The sequence below is a fragment of the Micrococcus luteus genome, from assembly GCF_022664405.1.
GTDB lineage: Bacteria > Actinomycetota > Actinomycetes > Actinomycetales > Micrococcaceae > Micrococcus > Micrococcus luteus.
The window spans coordinates 59,517-77,342 of record NZ_JAKRLB010000007.1 but is presented as its reverse complement, the minus strand read 5'-3'; the positions used below and the strand labels follow the sequence as shown (position 1 = coordinate 77,342).

General features: G+C 71.7%; 16 protein-coding genes. 10 read left to right on the top strand and 6 right to left on the bottom strand.

The annotated features are described in order from the left end of the window. Nucleotides 1–72 precede the first annotated feature (72 nt). The 3 genes from pcrA to sucD all read left to right on the top strand — a co-directional run bounded on the left by pcrA (nucleotide 73) and on the right by sucD (nucleotide 4,934). The gene (gene pcrA / locus MF605_RS04840) at nucleotides 73–2,634 is read left to right on the top strand and encodes a DNA helicase PcrA (RefSeq protein WP_134416266.1); all 2,562 of its coding nucleotides are present in this window, start codon (nucleotides 73–75) and stop codon (nucleotides 2,632–2,634) included. A gap of 182 nt (nucleotides 2,635–2,816) precedes the next feature. Next, nucleotides 2,817–3,986 (top strand): ADP-forming succinate--CoA ligase subunit beta, encoded by a 1,170-nt coding sequence (gene sucC, locus MF605_RS04835; RefSeq protein ID WP_063190196.1) that lies wholly within the window; start codon nucleotides 2,817–2,819, stop codon nucleotides 3,984–3,986. Nucleotides 3,987–4,013: 27 nt separating this feature from the next. Further along, nucleotides 4,014–4,934, top strand: coding sequence for a succinate--CoA ligase subunit alpha (gene sucD, locus MF605_RS04830; RefSeq protein ID WP_063190197.1), 921 nt, complete (start codon nucleotides 4,014–4,016; stop codon nucleotides 4,932–4,934). A 118-nt stretch (nucleotides 4,935–5,052) separates the two neighbouring features. Here the strand turns inward: sucD and MF605_RS04825 are convergent, their stop codons facing one another. From MF605_RS04825 to MF605_RS04815, 3 genes are read right to left on the bottom strand one after another with little or no spacing between them, the layout of a single operon-like run. Beyond that, entirely contained in the window at nucleotides 5,053–5,688 is a 636-nt protein-coding gene (locus MF605_RS04825) for a response regulator transcription factor (protein WP_060973826.1), read from the bottom strand. After that, entirely contained in the window at nucleotides 5,658–6,767 is a 1,110-nt protein-coding gene (locus MF605_RS04820) for a sensor histidine kinase (RefSeq protein ID WP_060973827.1), read from the bottom strand. Before MF605_RS04820 ends, MF605_RS04825 begins: the two co-directional genes overlap by 31 nt. A 40-nt stretch (nucleotides 6,768–6,807) precedes the next feature. Next, nucleotides 6,808–7,056 (bottom strand): hypothetical protein, encoded by a 249-nt coding sequence (locus tag MF605_RS04815; protein ID WP_060973828.1) that lies wholly within the window; start codon nucleotides 7,054–7,056, stop codon nucleotides 6,808–6,810. Nucleotides 7,057–7,267: 211 nt separating this feature from the next. Here MF605_RS04815 and MF605_RS04810 point away from each other — a divergent pair, with 211 nt between their 5' ends. Beyond that, complete coding sequence (locus tag MF605_RS04810) at nucleotides 7,268–8,188, top strand: ABC transporter ATP-binding protein (protein ID WP_063190198.1); 921 nt, start codon at nucleotides 7,268–7,270, stop codon at nucleotides 8,186–8,188. A gap of 46 nt (nucleotides 8,189–8,234) precedes the next feature. After that, nucleotides 8,235–8,942 (top strand): ABC transporter permease, encoded by a 708-nt coding sequence (locus tag MF605_RS04805; RefSeq protein WP_060973830.1) that lies wholly within the window; start codon nucleotides 8,235–8,237, stop codon nucleotides 8,940–8,942. 179 nt (nucleotides 8,943–9,121) lie between these two features. Here the strand turns inward: MF605_RS04805 and MF605_RS04800 are convergent, their stop codons facing one another. After that, complete coding sequence (locus MF605_RS04800; RefSeq protein WP_063190199.1) at nucleotides 9,122–10,252, bottom strand: VIT1/CCC1 transporter family protein; 1,131 nt, start codon at nucleotides 10,250–10,252, stop codon at nucleotides 9,122–9,124. 105 nt (nucleotides 10,253–10,357) lie between these two features. Between MF605_RS04800 and MF605_RS04795 the strand changes: the two genes are divergently transcribed. Both MF605_RS04795 and MF605_RS04790 read left to right on the top strand, forming a co-directional pair. Continuing rightward, a complete protein-coding gene (locus tag MF605_RS04795; RefSeq protein ID WP_049147149.1) occupies nucleotides 10,358–10,777 on the top strand; it encodes a YidH family protein in 420 nt (139 codons plus the stop codon). Between the two features lie 4 nt (nucleotides 10,778–10,781). Then, nucleotides 10,782–11,105 carry a DUF202 domain-containing protein gene (locus MF605_RS04790; protein ID WP_063190200.1) on the top strand — a complete coding sequence of 108 codons (324 nt, stop codon included), beginning with the start codon at nucleotides 10,782–10,784 and terminating at the stop codon, nucleotides 11,103–11,105. A 75-nt stretch (nucleotides 11,106–11,180) separates the two neighbouring features. On the opposite strand, the gene MF605_RS04785 is transcribed toward MF605_RS04790, so the two are convergent. Next, nucleotides 11,181–12,374, bottom strand: a complete 1,194-nt coding sequence (locus MF605_RS04785) for an alcohol dehydrogenase catalytic domain-containing protein (RefSeq protein WP_063190201.1) — start codon at nucleotides 12,372–12,374, stop codon at nucleotides 11,181–11,183. Between the two features lie 206 nt (nucleotides 12,375–12,580). After that, nucleotides 12,581–14,089 (bottom strand): sodium:solute symporter family protein, encoded by a 1,509-nt coding sequence (locus MF605_RS04780; protein WP_063190202.1) that lies wholly within the window; start codon nucleotides 14,087–14,089, stop codon nucleotides 12,581–12,583. Nucleotides 14,090–14,274: 185 nt separating this feature from the next. Between MF605_RS04780 and MF605_RS04775 the strand changes: the two genes are divergently transcribed. The 3 genes from MF605_RS04775 (at nucleotide 14,275) to MF605_RS04765 (ending at nucleotide 17,646) form a co-directional block, all read left to right on the top strand. Beyond that, entirely contained in the window at nucleotides 14,275–14,844 is a 570-nt protein-coding gene (locus tag MF605_RS04775; protein ID WP_044659018.1) for a type II toxin-antitoxin system RelB family anti-toxin, read from the top strand. A gap of 73 nt (nucleotides 14,845–14,917) precedes the next feature. Beyond that, on the top strand, nucleotides 14,918–15,934 hold the full coding sequence (gene speB, locus MF605_RS04770; protein WP_044659017.1) for an agmatinase: 1,017 nt from the start codon (nucleotides 14,918–14,920) through the stop codon (nucleotides 15,932–15,934). Further along, nucleotides 15,931–17,646, top strand: coding sequence for a thiamine pyrophosphate-binding protein (locus MF605_RS04765; RefSeq protein ID WP_044659016.1), 1,716 nt, complete (start codon nucleotides 15,931–15,933; stop codon nucleotides 17,644–17,646). The genes speB and MF605_RS04765 overlap by 4 nt, the downstream gene beginning before the upstream one ends. Nucleotides 17,647–17,826 lie beyond the last annotated feature (180 nt).

Below are 17,826 nucleotides of genomic sequence, written 5' to 3'. Positions count from 1 at the left end.
GGCGGCGCGGTGGGGGATGGCGACGACGGCGCCCCCTGTCGCGTCCGGGGCCGCGCCTAGACTGGGTCCGCCATGGCTGACCTCTTCTCCGCGCTCGGACGCACGCCCCTGAACCTCGACCGGACCCGCCGCCCCGCGGACCCGGAGACCGCCCTGCCCGGGCTCGTGCCCCCGGCCGTCACGCGCGCGGCCGCGGACCCCGAGGCCTGGGGCGAGGACGCCCGCCCGGCCGCTCCGGCGCACACTCCCGAGTCGCTCGTGGCGGGGCTCAACCCGCAGCAGGCCGCCGCGGTGACCCACACGGGGGCGCCGCTGCTGATCGTGGCGGGCGCCGGCTCGGGCAAGACCCGGGTGCTGACCCACCGCATCGCGTGGCTGCTCGCCACCGGCCGGGCGCGGCCGCACGAGATCCTCGCCATCACCTTCACGAACAAGGCCGCCGCGGAGATGCGCGAGCGCGTGGCCGGGCTGATCGGTCCCACCGCCCAGCGGATGTGGATCTCCACGTTCCATTCCTCCGCCGTGCGGCTGCTGCGCAACGAGGCCGCCAACATCGGGCTGAAGTCCACGTTCACCATCTACGACTCGGCGGACAGCCTGCGCCTGGTCACCACCGTCGCCAAGCAGCACGAGCTGGACCCGAAGCGCTTCGCGCCCAAGGCCCTGCTGAACCGCATCAGCTCCCTGAAGAACGAGCTCGTGGAGGCGGACGACTACGCCGCCACCGTGGCCGAGGGGGACCCGTGGGGCCGCGCCGTCGCCGCCGTCTACCGGGACTACACGGCCCGCCTGCGCCAGGCCAACGCCCTGGACTTCGACGACCTGATCGGCATGACGGTCCACATGTTCGAGGCGTTCCCGCGCGTGCTGGACAACTACCGCCGCCGGTTCCGCCACGTCCTCGTGGACGAGTACCAGGACACCAACCACGCCCAGTACCGCCTGATCCGGCTCCTCGCCGGCCCGGCGGGCGACCCCGAGGGCGTGGAGACCCCCGGCGGCGAGCTGACCGTCGTCGGCGACTCGGACCAGTCCATCTACGCGTTCCGCGGCGCGGACATCCGCAACATCGTCGAGTTCGAGCAGGACTTCACGGACGCCGTCACGATCAAGCTCGAGCAGAACTACCGCTCCACGCAGACCATCTTGGACGCCGCCAACGCGGTGATCGAGCGCAACCCGGGCCGCCGTCCCAAGCGCCTGTGGACGGCCGAGGGGGAGGGCCCGGCGATCGTCGGCTACGCCGCGGAGAACGAGTCCGCCGAGGCGGAGTGGATCGCCACCGCCATCGACCGGCTGCAGGACGAGGACGGGATCCGCCCGGCCGACGTCGCCGTGTTCTACCGGACCAACGCGCAGTCCCGTGCACTCGAGGAGCGGCTGGTGACGCGCGGCATCCCGTACCGCGTCATCGGCGGCACGCGCTTCTACGACCGCAAGGAGATCAAGGACGCGCTCGCCTACCTGCGGGTGATCGTCAACCCCGACGACGACGTCAACGTGCGCCGCATCCTCAACGAGCCCAAGCGGGGCATCGGGGACCGGGCCGAGGGCGCCATCGCCGCGTGGGCCGAGCGCAACCGCTCCACGTTCTCCGCGGCCCTGCGCGACGCCGAGAACGCCCCCGGCATGGCCGCCCGCTCGCTCAAGGCCGTCCGCGGCTTCGTGCAGATGATGGACGACCTCGGCCAGGTCGCCGAGTCCGCCGGCCCGGCCACCGTCCTGGAGGCCGTCCTCGAGCAGTCCGGCATGCTGGCCGCCCTCCGCGAGTCCGAGGACCTGCAGGACGAGTCCCGCGCGGACAACCTCGGTGAGCTCGTCGCCGTCGTCCGCTCCTTCGAGACGACGCACCCGGACGGCACCCTGTCCGACTTCCTCGAGCAGGTCGCGCTCGTGGCGGACGCGGACCAGCTGCCCACGGCCCCGGACGTGGAGGGCGAGGCGCTCGCGGAGCAGCAGGGCCAGGTCACGCTCATGACGCTGCACACCGCCAAGGGCCTCGAGTTCCCCGTGGTGTTCCTGACGGGCATGGAGCACGGGGTGTTCCCGCACGCCCGCTCGATGACGGACGAGAAGGAGCTCGCGGAGGAGCGTCGCCTGGCCTACGTGGGCCTGACGCGCGCCCGCCGTCGCCTGTTCCTGACGCGCGCCGAGGCACGCTCGCTGTGGGGCCAGCACCAGTTCAACCCGCCCAGCCAGTTCCTCGGGGAGATCCCGGAGGCGCTCATCGACTGGGAGCGGGAGGGCACCACGCGCTCGGCCGGCTCGTTGAGCCTGACCGGCGCCGGCACCTCGCGCTACGCGGGGCGGTTCGGCGGCGGGCGACCGGCCTGGCGGTCCCGGGACGACGACGGCGCGCGGCCCCAGCGCCTCACCCGCGGGGACGAGCCGGCGGACCTGACGGTGCCCTCCGCCGTGGTGCGCGGGAAGGCGCCGAGCCGGGTGCAGCCGCAGAAGGAGATCGTGGCGCTCAGCCCGGGTGACCGCGTCTCCCACGCGACCTTCGGCGAGGGGCGTGTGGACGCCGTCGCGGGCGCGGGGGACAAGACCGTCGCGACCGTCACCTTCGACGCCACCGGGGCGCAGAAGCGGCTGCTGCTGCGCTACGCCCCGCTGACGAAGGTCGAGGGCTGACGGGACCGGCCCGCAGGCCCCCGGTCTCCCCGGGGGTGGACTAGAGTGAGCCGTGGAACGCCGCCGTCCGGCGCCCTGCCGTGCCTCCGTGCCCGGCCCGGCCACGGAGGGGGCGTCGACGTCGGCCGCGCCCGCGGGCGAGGCCGGCAGACCCTGTCTTCGACCAAGAAGGACATACCACCGTGGACCTGTATGAGTACCAGGCGCGCGATCTGTTCGAGGCGCACGGCGTCCCCGTGCTGGCCGGCATCGTTGCGCAGACCCCGGACGAGGCCAAGGCGGCCGCGGAGAAGATCGGCGGCGTCACCGTCGTCAAGGCGCAGGTGAAGGTCGGCGGCCGTGGCAAGGCCGGCGGCGTGAAGGTCGCCAAGACGGCCGACGAGGCCTACGAGCACGCCAAGGCCATCCTGGGGATGGACATCAAGGGCCACACCGTGCACCAGGTCATGATCGCCCAGGGCGCCGACATCGCCGAGGAGTACTACTTCTCCGTGCTGCTGGACCGCGCCAACCGCACCTACCTGGCCATGTGCTCGGTCGAGGGCGGCATGGAGATCGAGCAGCTCGCCGAGGAGCGCCCCGAGGCCCTCGCCAAGGTGCCCGTCTCCCCGCTGACCGGCATCGACGCCGAGACCGCCCAGAAGATCGTCACCGAGGCGGGCTTCCCCGAGGAGCTGCGCGCCGACGTCGCCGAGGTCATCCAGAAGCTCTGGGAGGTCTTCGAGAAGGAGGACGCCACCCTCGTCGAGGTGAACCCGCTGGTGAAGACCGGCGACGGCACGATCCTCGCCCTGGACGGCAAGGTCTCCCTCGACGACAACGCGGCGTTCCGCCACGAGGGCCACGCCGCCCTCGTCGACGAGCGCACCGAGGACCCGCTGGAGGCCAAGGCCAAGGCCAACGGCCTCAACTACGTGAAGCTGGACGGCCAGGTCGGCGTGATCGGCAACGGCGCCGGCCTCGTGATGTCCACCCTCGACGTCGTCGCGTACGCCGGCGAGCAGCACGGCGGCGTGAAGCCGGCCAACTTCCTGGACATCGGCGGCGGCGCCAACGCCGAGGTCATGGCCAACGGTCTCGACGTCATCCTGGGCGACGAGCAGGTCAAGTCCGTGTTCGTGAACGTCTTCGGCGGCATCACCGCGTGCGACGCCGTCGCGAACGGCATCGTCAAGGCCCTCGAGATCCTGGGCGACACCGCCACCAAGCCGCTGGTCGTGCGCCTGGACGGCAACGCCGTGGAGGAGGGCCGCCGCATCCTGCAGGAGGCGAACCACCCGCTCGTCACCCTGGCCGCCACCATGGACGAGGGCGCCGACAAGGCCGCCGAGCTCGCCCACTCCGCGAACTGACCGTTCGGAAAGACTGAGGAAACAGCTATGTCGATCTACCTGAACAAGGACTCCAAGGTCATCGTCCAGGGCATCACCGGCGGTGAGGGCACCAAGCACACCCGCCTCATGCTCAAGGCCGGCACGAACATCGTGGGCGGCGTGAACGCCCGCAAGGCCGGCACCACCGTGTCCCACGAGGACAAGGACGGCAACGCCGTCGAGCTGCCCGTCTTCGGCACCGTCACGGAGGCCATGGAGAAGACCGGCGCGGACGTGTCCGTCGCCTTCGTGCCGCCGGCCTTCGCCAAGGACGCCGCCATCGAGGCCATCGAGGCCGAGATCCCGCTGCTCGTGGTCATCACCGAGGGCATCCCGGTGCAGGACTCCGCGGAGTTCTTCGCCCTGTCGCAGTCGAAGACCGGCGAGGACGGCAAGCCGAAGACCCGCATCATCGGCCCGAACTGCCCCGGCATCATCACCCCGGGCGAGGCCCTGGCCGGCATCACCCCGGCCACCATCACCGGCTCCGGCCCCATCGGCCTCGTGTCCAAGTCCGGCACGCTGACCTACCAGATGATGTACGAGCTGCGTGACTTCGGCTTCTCCACCGCCATCGGCATCGGCGGCGACCCGGTCATCGGCACCACCCACATCGACGCCCTCGAGGCCTTCGAGGCCGACCCGGACACCCAGGCCATCGTGATGATCGGTGAGATCGGCGGCGACGCCGAGGAGCGTGCGGCCGAGTTCATCAAGGCCAACGTCACCAAGCCGGTCGTCGGCTACGTGGCCGGCTTCACCGCCCCGGAGGGCAAGACCATGGGCCACGCCGGCGCCATCGTCTCCGGCTCCGCCGGCACCGCGCAGGCCAAGAAGGAGGCCCTCGAGGCCGCGGGCGTGAAGGTCGGCAAGACGCCGTCCGAGACCGCCCAGCTCATGCGGGAGATCCTGCAGGCCCAGGCCTGATCCCGACCCTCGGCCGCCGGGCCTGACGGCACGGCGACCACAGCGAACGGCCCCTCACCCGCCAGGGTGAGGGGCCGTCGTCGTGGTGAGGTCCTGTGAGGTGACGGGAGACGCGTAGTCAGAGCCACTCGTGGCGGCGGGCGAACCGCGCCGCGTCATGGCGCGTGGACGTCTGGGTCTTCTGCATGGCGCTGGAGAGGTAGTTGCGGACCGTGCCCTCCGCAAGGTGCAGCTGCTGCGCGATCCTGGCCACGGAGTACCCCTCGCCCGTGGCACGCAGGGCGTCGAGCTCCCGGTCGGTGAGGGGACAGTCGTCCGAGATCGCCCGGGCCGTGGTGTCCGGATCGATCCATCGTTGCCCGCTGTTCACCCTGCGGATCACATCGGCGATTTCCCCCGGCTCCGCAGACTTGGTGACGAACCCGGTGACGCCAGCCTTCAGCGCCCGTCGGAGCACCCCGGGACGGGCGTGGCGGGTGAGCATCACCACCGGGAGGTCGGGGTGGGTCTCGCGGAGCGTCGCGACGGCTGCGACGCCGTCCAGACCGGGCATCTCCATGTCCGTCACCAGCATGTCGGGATCGATGCGGCGCACTGCCTCGACCGCCTCATGGCCGTCGGCGGCCACCTCCTCGACGCGGATGCCGCCCTCTATCTCCAGCAGAGTGGCCAGTGCTGTGCGCAGGAGCTTCTCGTCGTCCGCCAGGACGATCCTGATGTCATTCACACCGACTCCTCCTCGTCCGCTTCCCATCGTGCCCCGAGGGTGAACCGTCCGTCGACACAGGAGACGTCCAGGCGGCCTCCGACCCCCGCGAGGCGGGACCGGAGGTTGTCCAGCCCTCCCGTGTGGTCCTCGGCGGAGACACCGGCCGCACCGTCATTGGAGATCACCACGTGCCCGGGGGCAAGGCTGATCTCGACCCTGCGGGCGTCGGAGTGACGCAGGATGTTGGTGGTCCCCTCCCTGATCACGACGCCGGCCACATGCTCGAACTCTTCGCCTCGCGGGCCGCCGTCGTCGTCGGTGGTGACGGTGATGCCTGTGGCCTCGAGCAGCGCGACGGAGTTCGCGAGCTCACCGCGCAGGGTCAAGGTGTGCCCGTCCTGTGCCAGCGCCTTGGTCTCGGCCATGGTCTGGCGCAGGGTCTGCTGAGCCTCATCGAGTTCCCGCTGGGCCGCGTCGGTGTCCGTGGAAAGCATCCGCTGGGCGACGGCGATCTTGAGCTTCACCACGTGCAGCGCATGGCCTTGGATGTCATGGAGGTCCTGGGAGAAGCGCAGCCGCTCGGCATCGAGAGAGGCTGCCCGCTCCTGCTCCGCACGCTGGTCCTGCAGGCGCATGAGGTCGAAGGAGATTCGGGAAACGGGGATGGTCACGCACGCGACGCCCGTCAGCAGGGCGCCCATGCCGACATAGACCCACAAGGCCTGGGGATCGGTGACGAACACGAGAGCGCCGGCCGCCGACCCGACAGTGAGCACCAGCAGGGTCACGACGGCCCTGGCGTGTCGGCTCCACATGACCTCGAGCGCACCGGCGAGGGCGAAGGCCAGGGCGCCCAGGGGAGTCAGATCCCAGAGGGCGCTGAGCGCCCAGGTGAGAGTGCCCAGGGCGAGCACTGCCCAACGCGTCGGAGCAGCCACCTCCCGGTGCCACTGGGACAGCAGCCAGAGGCCGGCGATGAGGCCGGGTGCCAGGACGAGAGGGGGCCACGGCTCCACAGCGGACGTCAGGAGGGCGACGATGGCGGCAACACCGAAGACTGCGAGCAGGACGAAGCTCGTCCTGCTGCGCAGCCTTCGCGTCTCCGACGTGTGCTCGGAGGTCATGGGCACTCCATGTTCAGTCAGCGCGTGGATCGGGTGCCCCTCAGGAGGTCACCTGCGTCTCTCGCTCGACGGCCTTGTGGCTGGCCGAGAACCCCACAGCGGTCGCGACGACGGCGACCACCATGCCGACGATCAGCCAGGTGGCGTCGGCGGTGTCCCGTGCGGGGACCCAGGAGGTGATCTCAGAGGGCAGGATCTCGGGGATGGGCAGGTAGTGCAGCGTCAACATGACGCCGAACGCGGTGGCACAGAGAAACAGGATGAATGCGATGGTCCGGATGGTCTTCATGGGAGCCTCCCGTGTCCAGGTCGATGGTTGGTTCTCTTCGGTGGTCCCGATCCGCCGCGGGTGCCGCGGGATCGGAACGACATCCACCCTTCCGTCACCGGCCCGCCCCGCACCAGTGACATAGCGTCATGCTTGCGCACCAAGTCTGTCATGCCGCGCAGTGACGTGACCTCACTGTCGGGGGCGGATCCCGGTTGGTTGTGTGGGGGACATGCAGAACACGACGCTTCTCCCGGCCCCCATCGCCGTCGACTCCTGCACGCAGACGATCGTCGAGATCCACGACCTCAGGGTCGACTACGGGGACTTCACTGCCGTCGACGGGATCGATCTCGAGATCCGACGTGGGGAGTTCTTCGGCCTGCTCGGCACCAACGGTGCCGGGAAGACCACCACCATCGAGGTCATGGAGGGTCACCGGGCCCCGACCGCCGGCTCCGTGCGGGTCCTCGGGCAGGACCCGAGCGACCGCACCCTGCGTCGTCGGGTGGGGATCATGCTCCAGGAGAGCGGGTTCGCCCCGGACCTGACCGTACGCGAGACCCTCGCGCTGATCGGTCGTCTGACGCGGCGGGACGACGACGTCGACCGTGTCCTGGACCTCGTGGACCTCCGCCGGCGTCGGGACACCCGGACCGGGCAGCTCTCTGGCGGCGAGAAGCGCCGCCTCGACTTCGCCACGGCGATCTTCGGCTCACCGGAGCTGATCTTCCTTGACGAGCCCACCACGGGGTTGGACATCGAGGCACGCGACGCACTCTGGCACGTCGTGGACCGGCTGCGTGACGAGGGCGCGACGATCCTGCTCACCACGCACTACCTCGAGGAGGCCCAGGAGCGGGCCGACCGCATCGCGCTCATGCACAGCGGCCGCATCCATCGGCAGGGGACAGTCGCCGAGCTCACCTCGGCCTTCCCCTCGACCATCAGCTTCCGGCTGAGTGGTGAGCCCACCGTCCCGTTCGAGGACGCGACGATCGCACCCGGCGGCGCGGTCACCATCCCCACCACGAACCTCCAGGAGGACCTGTACCGCCTCCTGGTGTGGTCCCGCTCCCGCGATGTGGAGCTCGAGGGCCTGAACGTCGGAGCCGAGGGGCTCGAATCCCTCTTCCGCGCCCTTAACGCCTGATCACACGTCCTCACGACCGACTCGACCACCACAAGAGGAGCCCGCAATGTTCGCCATCGCCCGCAGCGAGATGACACAGCTCGTCCGCAACCGCCTCGTCGCAGCCTCGTCGTTGTTCATCCCCCTCGCCTTCAGCGCGGTCCTGATCTTCAACCGCGAGAACTTCGGGGGCACCCCGGTGACGGCCGCTCTGATCCTGGTCACCGTGACCGCCATGGGCACCTACATCACGGCGACGACCACCCTGGCCTCCCGCCGCCAGAACCTGTTCCTCAAGCGGCTGCGCTCCACGTCGGCGAAGGACGCCTCCATCTTGAGCGGTCTCGTGCTGCCGATTGCGCTGGTGAACCTGGTGCAGGCCGGGGTCATCGTCGCGATCCTGTCGGTCGTCGGCACCCCTCCGGTGGGGGTCGTGGCCGTCGTGGCCGCCGTCGTCGTCCTGGAGTTGATGTTCGTGGGCGCGGCCATCGCGACGGCGGGTCTCACCAACTCCCCGGACCACGCGCAGGTGACCACGCTGCCCCTGTTCGTCGTCGCCCTCGGCGCCTCCATGTGGGTCGGTCTGACCGGCACGGAGGAGCTTGCCGGAGTCAAACGCCTGCTCCCCGGCGGTGCGGTGACCGAGCTGATCATCGAGGGATGGAGCGGCATGGCCCTCCACGAGGCCGTCAGCCTGCTGCTGCCGAGCCTCGCCTTCGTCGTGGCGGCGTTCGCCATGGCAAAGAGCACCTTCCGGTGGGAACCGCGCACCTGAGGCCCGCATGGTCACCACCTTCCGCTCCTCATGACACAGAGCAGAGCGACACTGCGACAGCGGGCCGGCCCACCGCTGTCGGTGCACTCATCGGGGCTCTGGAGGAACTGAGCCGCCGAGAGGACGGAGAGGACCGGACCCTCTTCTCCTGGCCGGGGCGCCAGACCGCCCTCCCCGCGTCAGCCCACGTTCGCGCCGAAGAGCAGGCCGAGCACGTACGTCACGGCGGCGGCGCCGTAGCCGATCGCGAGCTGGCGCAGGCCCCGGGCCAGCGGTGAGGAGCCGGACAGCAGCCCGACCACACCGCCGGTGAAGAGCAGGGCCGCGCCCACCATCGCCGCAGCCAGGCCCAGGGCCCACGGCCCGGACATGCCGAAGATGTACGGCAGGATCGGGATGAGCGCGCCGGAGGCGAAGAACGCGAAGCTGGACAGGGAGGCGCTCCACGCCGAGCCGATCTCCGCGAAGGAGTCCGAGTGGTCCACGGGTCCCTGGGAGCCGTCGGGACGGGCGGAGAACCGCGGGTTGCAGTCGCACGTGAGATAACCGAGGCGCTCGAGCGCGCGGTGCTCGGCGTCCTCGGGCGTCATGCCGCGGGCCAGGTAGACGAGCTTGAGCTCGTTGTGGTCCAGGTCGAGGTGCTGGGCCGCCTCGAGGGTGATCTGGGTGGGGGAGGATGCCTCGAGCAGCTCCCGCTGGGACCGCACCGAGACGTACTCGCCGGCCGCCATGGACAGCGCGCCCGCCAGCAGGCCGGCCACGCCCGTGAACAGCACGACGGACGGCGCCACGCCCGTCGCGCCGATGCCCATCACGAGCGCCAGGTTGGAGACCAGCCCGTCGTTCATGCCGAAGACGGCGGCACGGAAGTTGCCGGCCAGCTGCTCGCGACCCCGGGCGGCGAGGCCGCGCACGACCTCCTCGTGGATGGCCTCGTCCGCCACCATGCCCTCGGGGGCGTCCTGGTCCTCCGCGTAGGGAGTGTCCGACTCGGCGCGCTGGGCCAGGGCCAGCACGAACACGGAGCCGAAGATCCGCGCGAGCCAGCGCAGCAGGATGCGGTGCAGGGAGGGGCGCGGCGGGTTCTCGGCGTGCCCACCCAGGAGGGCCCGCCAGTGCTGTTCGTGGCGGCGCTCGGCCTCGGCGAGGCCGAGCAGGATGTCGCGCTCCACGCCGTCCTTGCGGGCGGCGATGTCGCGGTAGATCTGACCCTCGGCGATCTCGTCGGCGAGGTAGCGGCGCCAGCGTCGGACCTGTTCGCGGGTCGGCTCGGGGCGTGCCGCAGGAGTGGCGGTGTGGGCGGGGCTCATGGGGCTCCATCGGATGGGCAGGCGGAGACGGGCGCCGCCGCCGCGGACCACGGCGGCCGGGCGCGCGCCCGACCCGCCAGTCTACGCCGTCGCTACCATGGCCGCATGGACGCAGCAGAGACCCCCGACGGCCCCGAGGCCGCCGCCCACGACGGCGGCCGGCCGGCCTGGCAGCACCGCCTCCTGGCGGGCGGGGTGGAGCCGGACCCCCGGTTCACGCTTGCCAATGAGCGCACGTTCCTGGCCTGGGTCCGGACGGCGCTGGCGCTGCTGGCCGGCGGGGTCGCGGTGGAGGCGTTCACCGGCGCCCTCTTCGCGCCGCCGGTCCGGGTGGTGCTGAGCACGGTGCTGCTCGTCCTGGCGGCGCTGCTCGCCCTGGGCGCGGGTGTGCGCTGGCTCCGGGTGGAGCGGGCGATGCGCCGCGGCCGTCCGCTGCCGCTGCCGCTGATCGTCCCGGTCCTGGCGGGGGGCGTCGTACTGGCGGTCGTGGTGCTGCTGGCCGCCGTCGTCCTGCCGCGGGGCTGAGGCGATGCGTCTGCATCACGACCCGGGGCTGCAGCCCGAGCGCACCGTGATGAGCTGGGGCCGCACGGTCCTGGCGCTGGGCGTCCTCAGCCTCACGTTCCTGAGGTGGTGGCCGGCCGTCGGCGCGTGGGCGTTCGGGCCCGCGGTGGTGGCGGCCGTCGGCGGGGCGGCGGTGCTGGCCACGCAGCGCCGGCGCTACGTGGCGCAGGCGGACGGAATCGCGCGGGAGCATGCCCGGCCGGCCCTGGCGTCGGTGGCCTGCATGGTCGCGCTGGTGGTGGGCTTGGCGGGCCTCGGGATCACCGCCACGCTGCTGCACGCGGCATGATCCGCGGACGACGACGGCGCCCCTCACCTGCGCGGGCAGGTGAGGGGCGCCGTCGTGCCTCCGGGGGCGGACCGCTCAGCGGGCGATCATGCCGTGGGGGTCGATGACGAACTTCTCCAGGGACCCCTGGTCGAACTCCGCATAGGCCTGCGGTGCCTCGTCCAGGGTGATCACGCGCGGGTTGACCATCTCCGTCAGGTACGGCATCCGGTCCCACAGGATCGACATCATCAGCTGACGGTTGTAGCGCATGATGGGCGCCTGGCCGCCGATGATGTGGGGCGACTTGATCCAGGCCTTGCCGAAGTCCACCGGGAAGGTGCCCTCCTGCTCGGCCTTCGTCTCCGCGATCGGGTTCGGCCCGTAGATGCCGATGATGCCCGTGGCGCCGCCCGGACGGGTGATGTCCAGGACCTGGTTCACGGCGGCGATCGGCTGCATCTCATCGGACGCGGAGCCCAGGCCGTGGGCCTCGGAGCCGACGCAGTCCACCGCGCAGTCCACCATCGGCTCGCCGAGGATGTCGTTCACGGCGTCCTGCAGGTTCTCCGTGGCGGAGAGGTCGATGGTCTCGCAGCCGTGCTTGCGCACCAGTTCCAGCCGCGAGGCGTCCTGGTCGCCCACGATGATGCACGAGGCGCCCAGCAGCCGAGCGGCGGCCGCGGCGCACCGGCCCACAGGGCCGGCGCCGGCGATGTAGACGGTGGAGCCGGGCTTGGCGCCGGCCGACATGAGACCGTGGAACGCCGTGGGCAGGATGTCCGAGAGCACGGCGAGATCCAGGATCTTCTCCATCGCCTGCTCCTGGTCCGGGAAGCGCAGCAGCTGGAAGTCGGCGTACGGCACGAACAGGTACTCGGCCTGCCCGCCCTGGAAGCCGCCCAGATTGAAGCCGTAGGCGGCGCAGGCCTGGTCCGGGTTGGCGGTCTCGCAGATCTCGGTCCGGCCGGCGCGGCAGTTGCGGCAACGGCCGCAGGCCACGTTGAACGGCACGGAGACGAGGTCGCCCTCCTGCAGGAACTGGACGTCGCTGCCGACCTCCAGCACCTGGCCGGTCATCTCGTGACCCAGCACCATGCCCTCGGGGGCAGGGAAGGACCCGCGGTAGATGTGCAGGTCGCTGCCGCAGATGTTGGTCGCGATGATCTTGAGGATGACACCGTGCGGGGCGGCGGAGCCGTCGGGCATCTCCAGCTTGGGGAAGTCCAGCTCGTCGACGCGCACGTCCTTGATGCCGTGGAATGCCACGGCGCGGTTCTTGGTGGTCATGAAACTGTTGCCTTTCTGTCTCCAGCGAGGCCCCAGGTGGGGCGAGAGACGGGGCGAACCCGAGGGGGAGTCCCGGTCTCAGGCTGTACGGAGACACTAGGGGCCGGGGGGAGCCCGCGGGAAGGGTCGCCCGCCGCCGCCCGCCGCACCACGTGGCCTCGGCCATCGTGTGGGCGTCGGAGGATCACAGGCCCCGGGAGCGTGGGTCAGACCTGCGCTCGGACCGCGGGGTCGACGCCGTGGCGGGAGCGCACCCGCCAGGCCTCGAGGACCGCGGGGTCGGTGGGCCGGGTCATCAGGCTGAGGAGGACGTACACGACGGCGGAGGCGGCCAGACCGACGTAGATCGGCTCGTTCGCGAAAACACCCTCGAAGGGCTCGGCCGCGTTCAGCTCGAGCCAGCCCATGGTGCCGAGGGTGCCCACCGTCCCGGCCACCATGGACCACAGGGCCGCCGTGCCGGTGCCGCGCTTCCACACGAGGCCGCCGACGATCGCGACGAACAGGCCGCCCACGAGGATGTCGTACGCGATGGTCAGGGCCGCCACCACGTCCGGGACGACGATCGCCAGCCCCAGCACGACGGCGCCGAGCAGCAGCACCCAGCCGCGGTTCGAGGCGAGCTCCGCCGCGGTCTCCGGAGCCTGGTCCTCGGCGGTGGCGCCGTCCTCGGACGCGGCGGCCTCGCCGCGGAGGATCGGGAGGATGTCGGTGCGCATCACGGTTGAGGCCGCGATGATCGCCCCCGAGGCGGTGGACATCATGGCCGCAACGGCGGCCGCCAGGGCCACGCCGCCGACGCCGACGGGCAGCAGGTTCTGGGCGACCCACGCGAACACGTCGTCCGTGGCGGCGATGTCCGCGGTCACGGTGCGCGCGGCCATGCCGATCACGGCGCCGGCGACGCCGTACCCGATGCAGTACAGCCCCGCGGTGGCGCCGCCGATCTGGGCCACGCGCGGGGAGCGGGCCGTGAACACGCGCTGCCAGACGTCCTGGCCGATCAGCAGGCCGAGGGTGTAGATCACGAAGTAGGTGACGATCGACTGCACGCCGATCCCGTCCCAGCTGAAGAACTCGGCGCCCAGGCGCTCCTGCATGGCGCTCCAGCCGCCGGCGTTGGCCAGGGAGAGGGGGAGCATGAGGGCGAACAGGCCGATGGTCATGATGAGGAACTGGGCCATGTCCGCAAGGGTGATGGACCACATGCCGCCGAGCACGGAGTAGGCCAGCACGATGCCGCCGCCCACCAGGACGGACAGCCAGCGGTCCCAGCCGAAGAGCACCACGAAGATCGACGCGTAGGCGCCCGTGGAGGTGGCGGCAAGCATGAGCGTGTAGGCGAGCATCACGAAGGAGGAGGCGTGGGAGGCCCCGCCACGGCCGTACCGCAGGCGGAGCATCTGCGAGACGGTGTAGATCTTCAGACGGGCCAGGATCGGGGCGAACGCCACCGACAGGATGAGCACGCCGACGCCGATGGCGGCCACGAGCCACGCGCCGGACAGCCCGAACTCGTAGCCCAGGCCGACGCCGCCCACGGTGGCGGCGCCGCCGAGCACGACGGCGGCCATGGTGCCGGTGAACAGCACCGGCCCGAGGCGGCGGCCCGCCACGAGGTAGTCCTCCGAGCTGGCGGCGCGGGTCTTGCCCCACCAGCCGAAGGCGAGCATGCCGACCAGGTAGACGGCGACGATGGTCAGGTTGAGGGTCACGGGCGGTCCTTGGAGCGAAGGGATCCGAGGCGCCGGGATGCGGTGCGCCGCGGGCGGGACAGGAGTGATCGGCGTGTTGCCGATCACACGATCCGGGTCTACGGTAAACACATGTTGCTTATCAGACAACATGTCGTCCAGGGTGACGTCGGCGATGTCGCCTGGCCGACGTCGGGAGGAGCGCGATGAAGGCCCTCCCGCTCGAGACCGCGCCGGGCCAGGCGCTGATCGGCCGTCGGCTGCGCGCGCTGCGCGAGGCGCGGCGGCTCACCGTGGCCCAGCTGGCCGAGGCGGCCGGCGTCAGCAAGGGCTTCCTCTCCCGCCTCGAGCGGGACCTGACGAGCCCGTCCGTGAGCACGCTCGTGACCCTGTGCCAGGTGCTCGGCGCGAGCCCGGGCGACGTCCTGGACGCGCCCGAGGTGACGGTCGTGCGCCTCGCCGACGCCCCCGCGGTCAGCCTCGGCGGCGAGGGCATCCGCGAGCGCCTGATCACCCCGCGCGGCAGTCGCGACCTGCAGATCCTGCGCGCTGACATCGCGCCGCACGGCCGCGGGGAGACGGAGCTGTACACCGTGGACTGTCGCGTGGAGGCGGTGCACGTGGTCACCGGCCGCCTCGAGCTGCGGACCACCGAGGCCGTGCACCTGTTGGAGGAGGGGGACACCGTCACCTTCCCCGGCCGCGAGCCTCACTCGTGGGCCAATCCGGACGACCGCCCCGCCGTCGTGCTGTGGACCCTCGTGGGCCACGCGTGAACCGTGCGGCACGCCCGCGCCGGGCAGACCAGACCGACCAAACCGAACCGAACCGCCCAGAGAGGACATCCAGATGCTCGAGATCCCCCGCGTCGAGGACAACGGCCGCCTCGGCCCCGTGAACTCCGCCCTCGTGCCCCGCTACGGAGGCGCCCCCACCTATGCGCTGCTGCCGCGCCTGGACGAGGCGGCCGCGGCCGGCATCGCCCCGGAGATCAAGGTGGTCGGCGTGCCGTTCGACGCCGGCGTCTCCTACCGCCCCGGTGCACGCTTCGGGTCCGGCCACGTGCGGCAGTCCTCGCGGCTGCTGCGCCCGTACAACCCCGCCACGGACACCTCGCCCTTCGCGCAGGCCCAGGTGGTGGACGCCGGGGACATGGCGGTGAACCCGTTCGACATCGGCGAGGCCATCGAGGCGATCCAGCAGGACGCGATGGACCTCACCGAGGACGGCTCCTCGCTCATGACCATCGGCGGCGACCACACCATCGCGCTGCCGCTGCTGCGCGCCGCCTCCGCCCGTGCGGGTGAGCCCGTGGCCCTGCTGCACTTCGACGCCCACCTGGACACGTGGGACACCTACTTCGGGGCCGAGTACACCCACGGCACGCCGTTCCGCCGCGCCGTGGAGGAGGGGATCCTGGACACCGAGGCCATCTCGCATGTGGGCACGCGCGGTCCGCTCTACGGCAAGAAGGACCTCGACGACGACCACCGCATGGGCTTCGGCATCGTCACCTCCTCGGACGTGTTCCGTCAGGGCGTGGACGAGATCGTGGACCAGCTGCGCCAGCGCATCGGGGGTCGGCCGCTCTACATCTCGGTGGACATCGACGTCCTCGACCCCGCGCACGCGCCGGGCACCGGCACCCCCGAGGCCGGCGGCATCACGAGCCGCGAGCTGCTCGAGATCCTGCGTGGGCTGCGCGGGCTCGACATCGTGGGCGCAGACCTGGTGGAGGTGGCCCCGGCCTACGACCACGCCGAGCTGACCGGCGTCGCCGCCTCCCATGTGGCCTATGACCTCATCTCCCTGATGGCCGACCGCCGCGCCACCCGCGCGGCCGCCGGTGAGGAGCCGGGCCGATGACCGACGAGCAGACGACGACGGCGGCCCCGCGGCGCAACGGCGGCGACCTGGCCGTGGAGACGCTCCACGCCCTGGGCGCGCGGACGGTCTTCGGCATCCCGGGCCAGCACGCCCTGGGCCTCTTCGACGCCCTGTCCCGCTCCCCGCTGGAGTTCGTCTCGAACCGCGTGGAGAACAACGCCGCCTTCGCCGCCGACGGGTACGCCCGGGCCACCGGCGAGGTCGGGGTGCTGTTCCTCTCCACCGGCCCCGGCGCGCTCACCTCGCTGGCCGGCCTGCAGGAGGCCTACGCCACGGGCGTGCCGATGCTGGTGATCGCCTCGCAGATCCCGTTGTCCGGGCTCGGCGCCCGGCGCAAGGGCATGCTGCACCAGCTGGACGACCAGAAGGCCTCGGCCCGCAACGTCACCAAGGCCCAGTTCACGGTGCACCACGCCTCGGGCATCCCGTCCGCGATCCAGGACGCGTGGGCCGAGGCCGTCACCGTGCCGCAGGGGCCGGTGTGGGTCGAGATCCCGCAGGACGTGCTGCTCGGCGAGGTGATGGTGCCCCCGGTCGAGGACGCCCTGGCCGTGCCCTACGACCATCCGCCGCGCGCCGAGCTCGTGGCCGAGTCCGTGCGCTGGCTGCGCGGGGCCGGGCGGGTGGCGATCGTGGCCGGCGGCGGTGTGCGCCGCTCCGGCCGGGCCGCGATGGAGAGCCTGCAGGAGGTCGCGGAGCTGCTCCAGGCGCCCGTGGTCTGCTCGCCGGGCGGCAACACCGCCTTCCCGTGGGAGCACCCGCTCAGCCTCGGCGGCTGGGTGGAGGACCGCCTCGTCACGGACCTGCTCGAGGACGCGGAGGTGCTGCTCGTGGTGGGCTCCTCGCTCGGCGAGGTCACCTCGAACTACTTCACGCTCGAGCCGCGCGGCCGCCTCATCCAGGTGGACGCGGAGCCGCGCGTGCTGGAGACCAACCACCCCACGCTGGGTGTGCGCGCCGACGCCGGCCAGGCGCTCGACGCCCTCGCCGCGGCGCTGCGCGAGTCGGGCTCGGTGGCGCAGGACGCCGCCGTCTGGCACGGCCGCACCCCGGCCGAGGTGGTCGCCGACGTCAACGCGCGCATCACCGCCCGGCTCGACGCCCAGGACCTCGGCGTGGAGCGCCGGCTCCTGGCGGACATCCGCGCCGCCGTCCCGTCGACCATGCAGACGTACTGGGACATGACCATCGCCGCCTACTGGGCGTGGAACTGCTGGGACGCGCAGGACGGCGAGTTCCACTCGGCGCAGGGCGCCGGGGGGCTCGGCTACGGGTTCCCGGCCGCGTTCGGCGGCGCGGTGGGCCTGGCACACCAGGGCCGCACCGGGATCGACGGGCGCGTGCTCGCCGTCGCCGGCGACGGCTCGGCGATGTACTCCCTCGCCGAGCTCGCGGCCGCCCGGCAGCACGGTGCGGCGGTGACGTGGCTGATCATCGACGACGGCGGGTACGGCATCCTGCGCGAGTACATGGAGGGCGCGTTCGGCAAGGCCACGGCCACCGAGCTCGACCGGCCGGACTTCCAGGCCCTCGCCGCCTCCTTCGGCGTGCCCGCCGAGACGGTGGGAGTGGAGGACGTGCGCGGCGCGCTCGAGCGCGCGTTCCAGGCGGACGGGCCGAACGTCGTCGTGGTGCAGACCCGCCTGGCGATGTGGGCGCCGAGCCACCTGGGGGAGGCCCCGGAGGTCTGACGCGGCCCGGCGCCGGAATCGCTGACTCGACCCTGAGAGTGTGCGCCACCTTTCCAGGTGCATGTTTCAGCAACGGAGCTGGACCGGCAGGTAGTTGAGACGTCGACCGAGGCGCCGGCGGTCCCGCCCGTGTCAGAAACCGCCCAGGAGATGTCCTGGAACCATCCCGCCGATCTCACG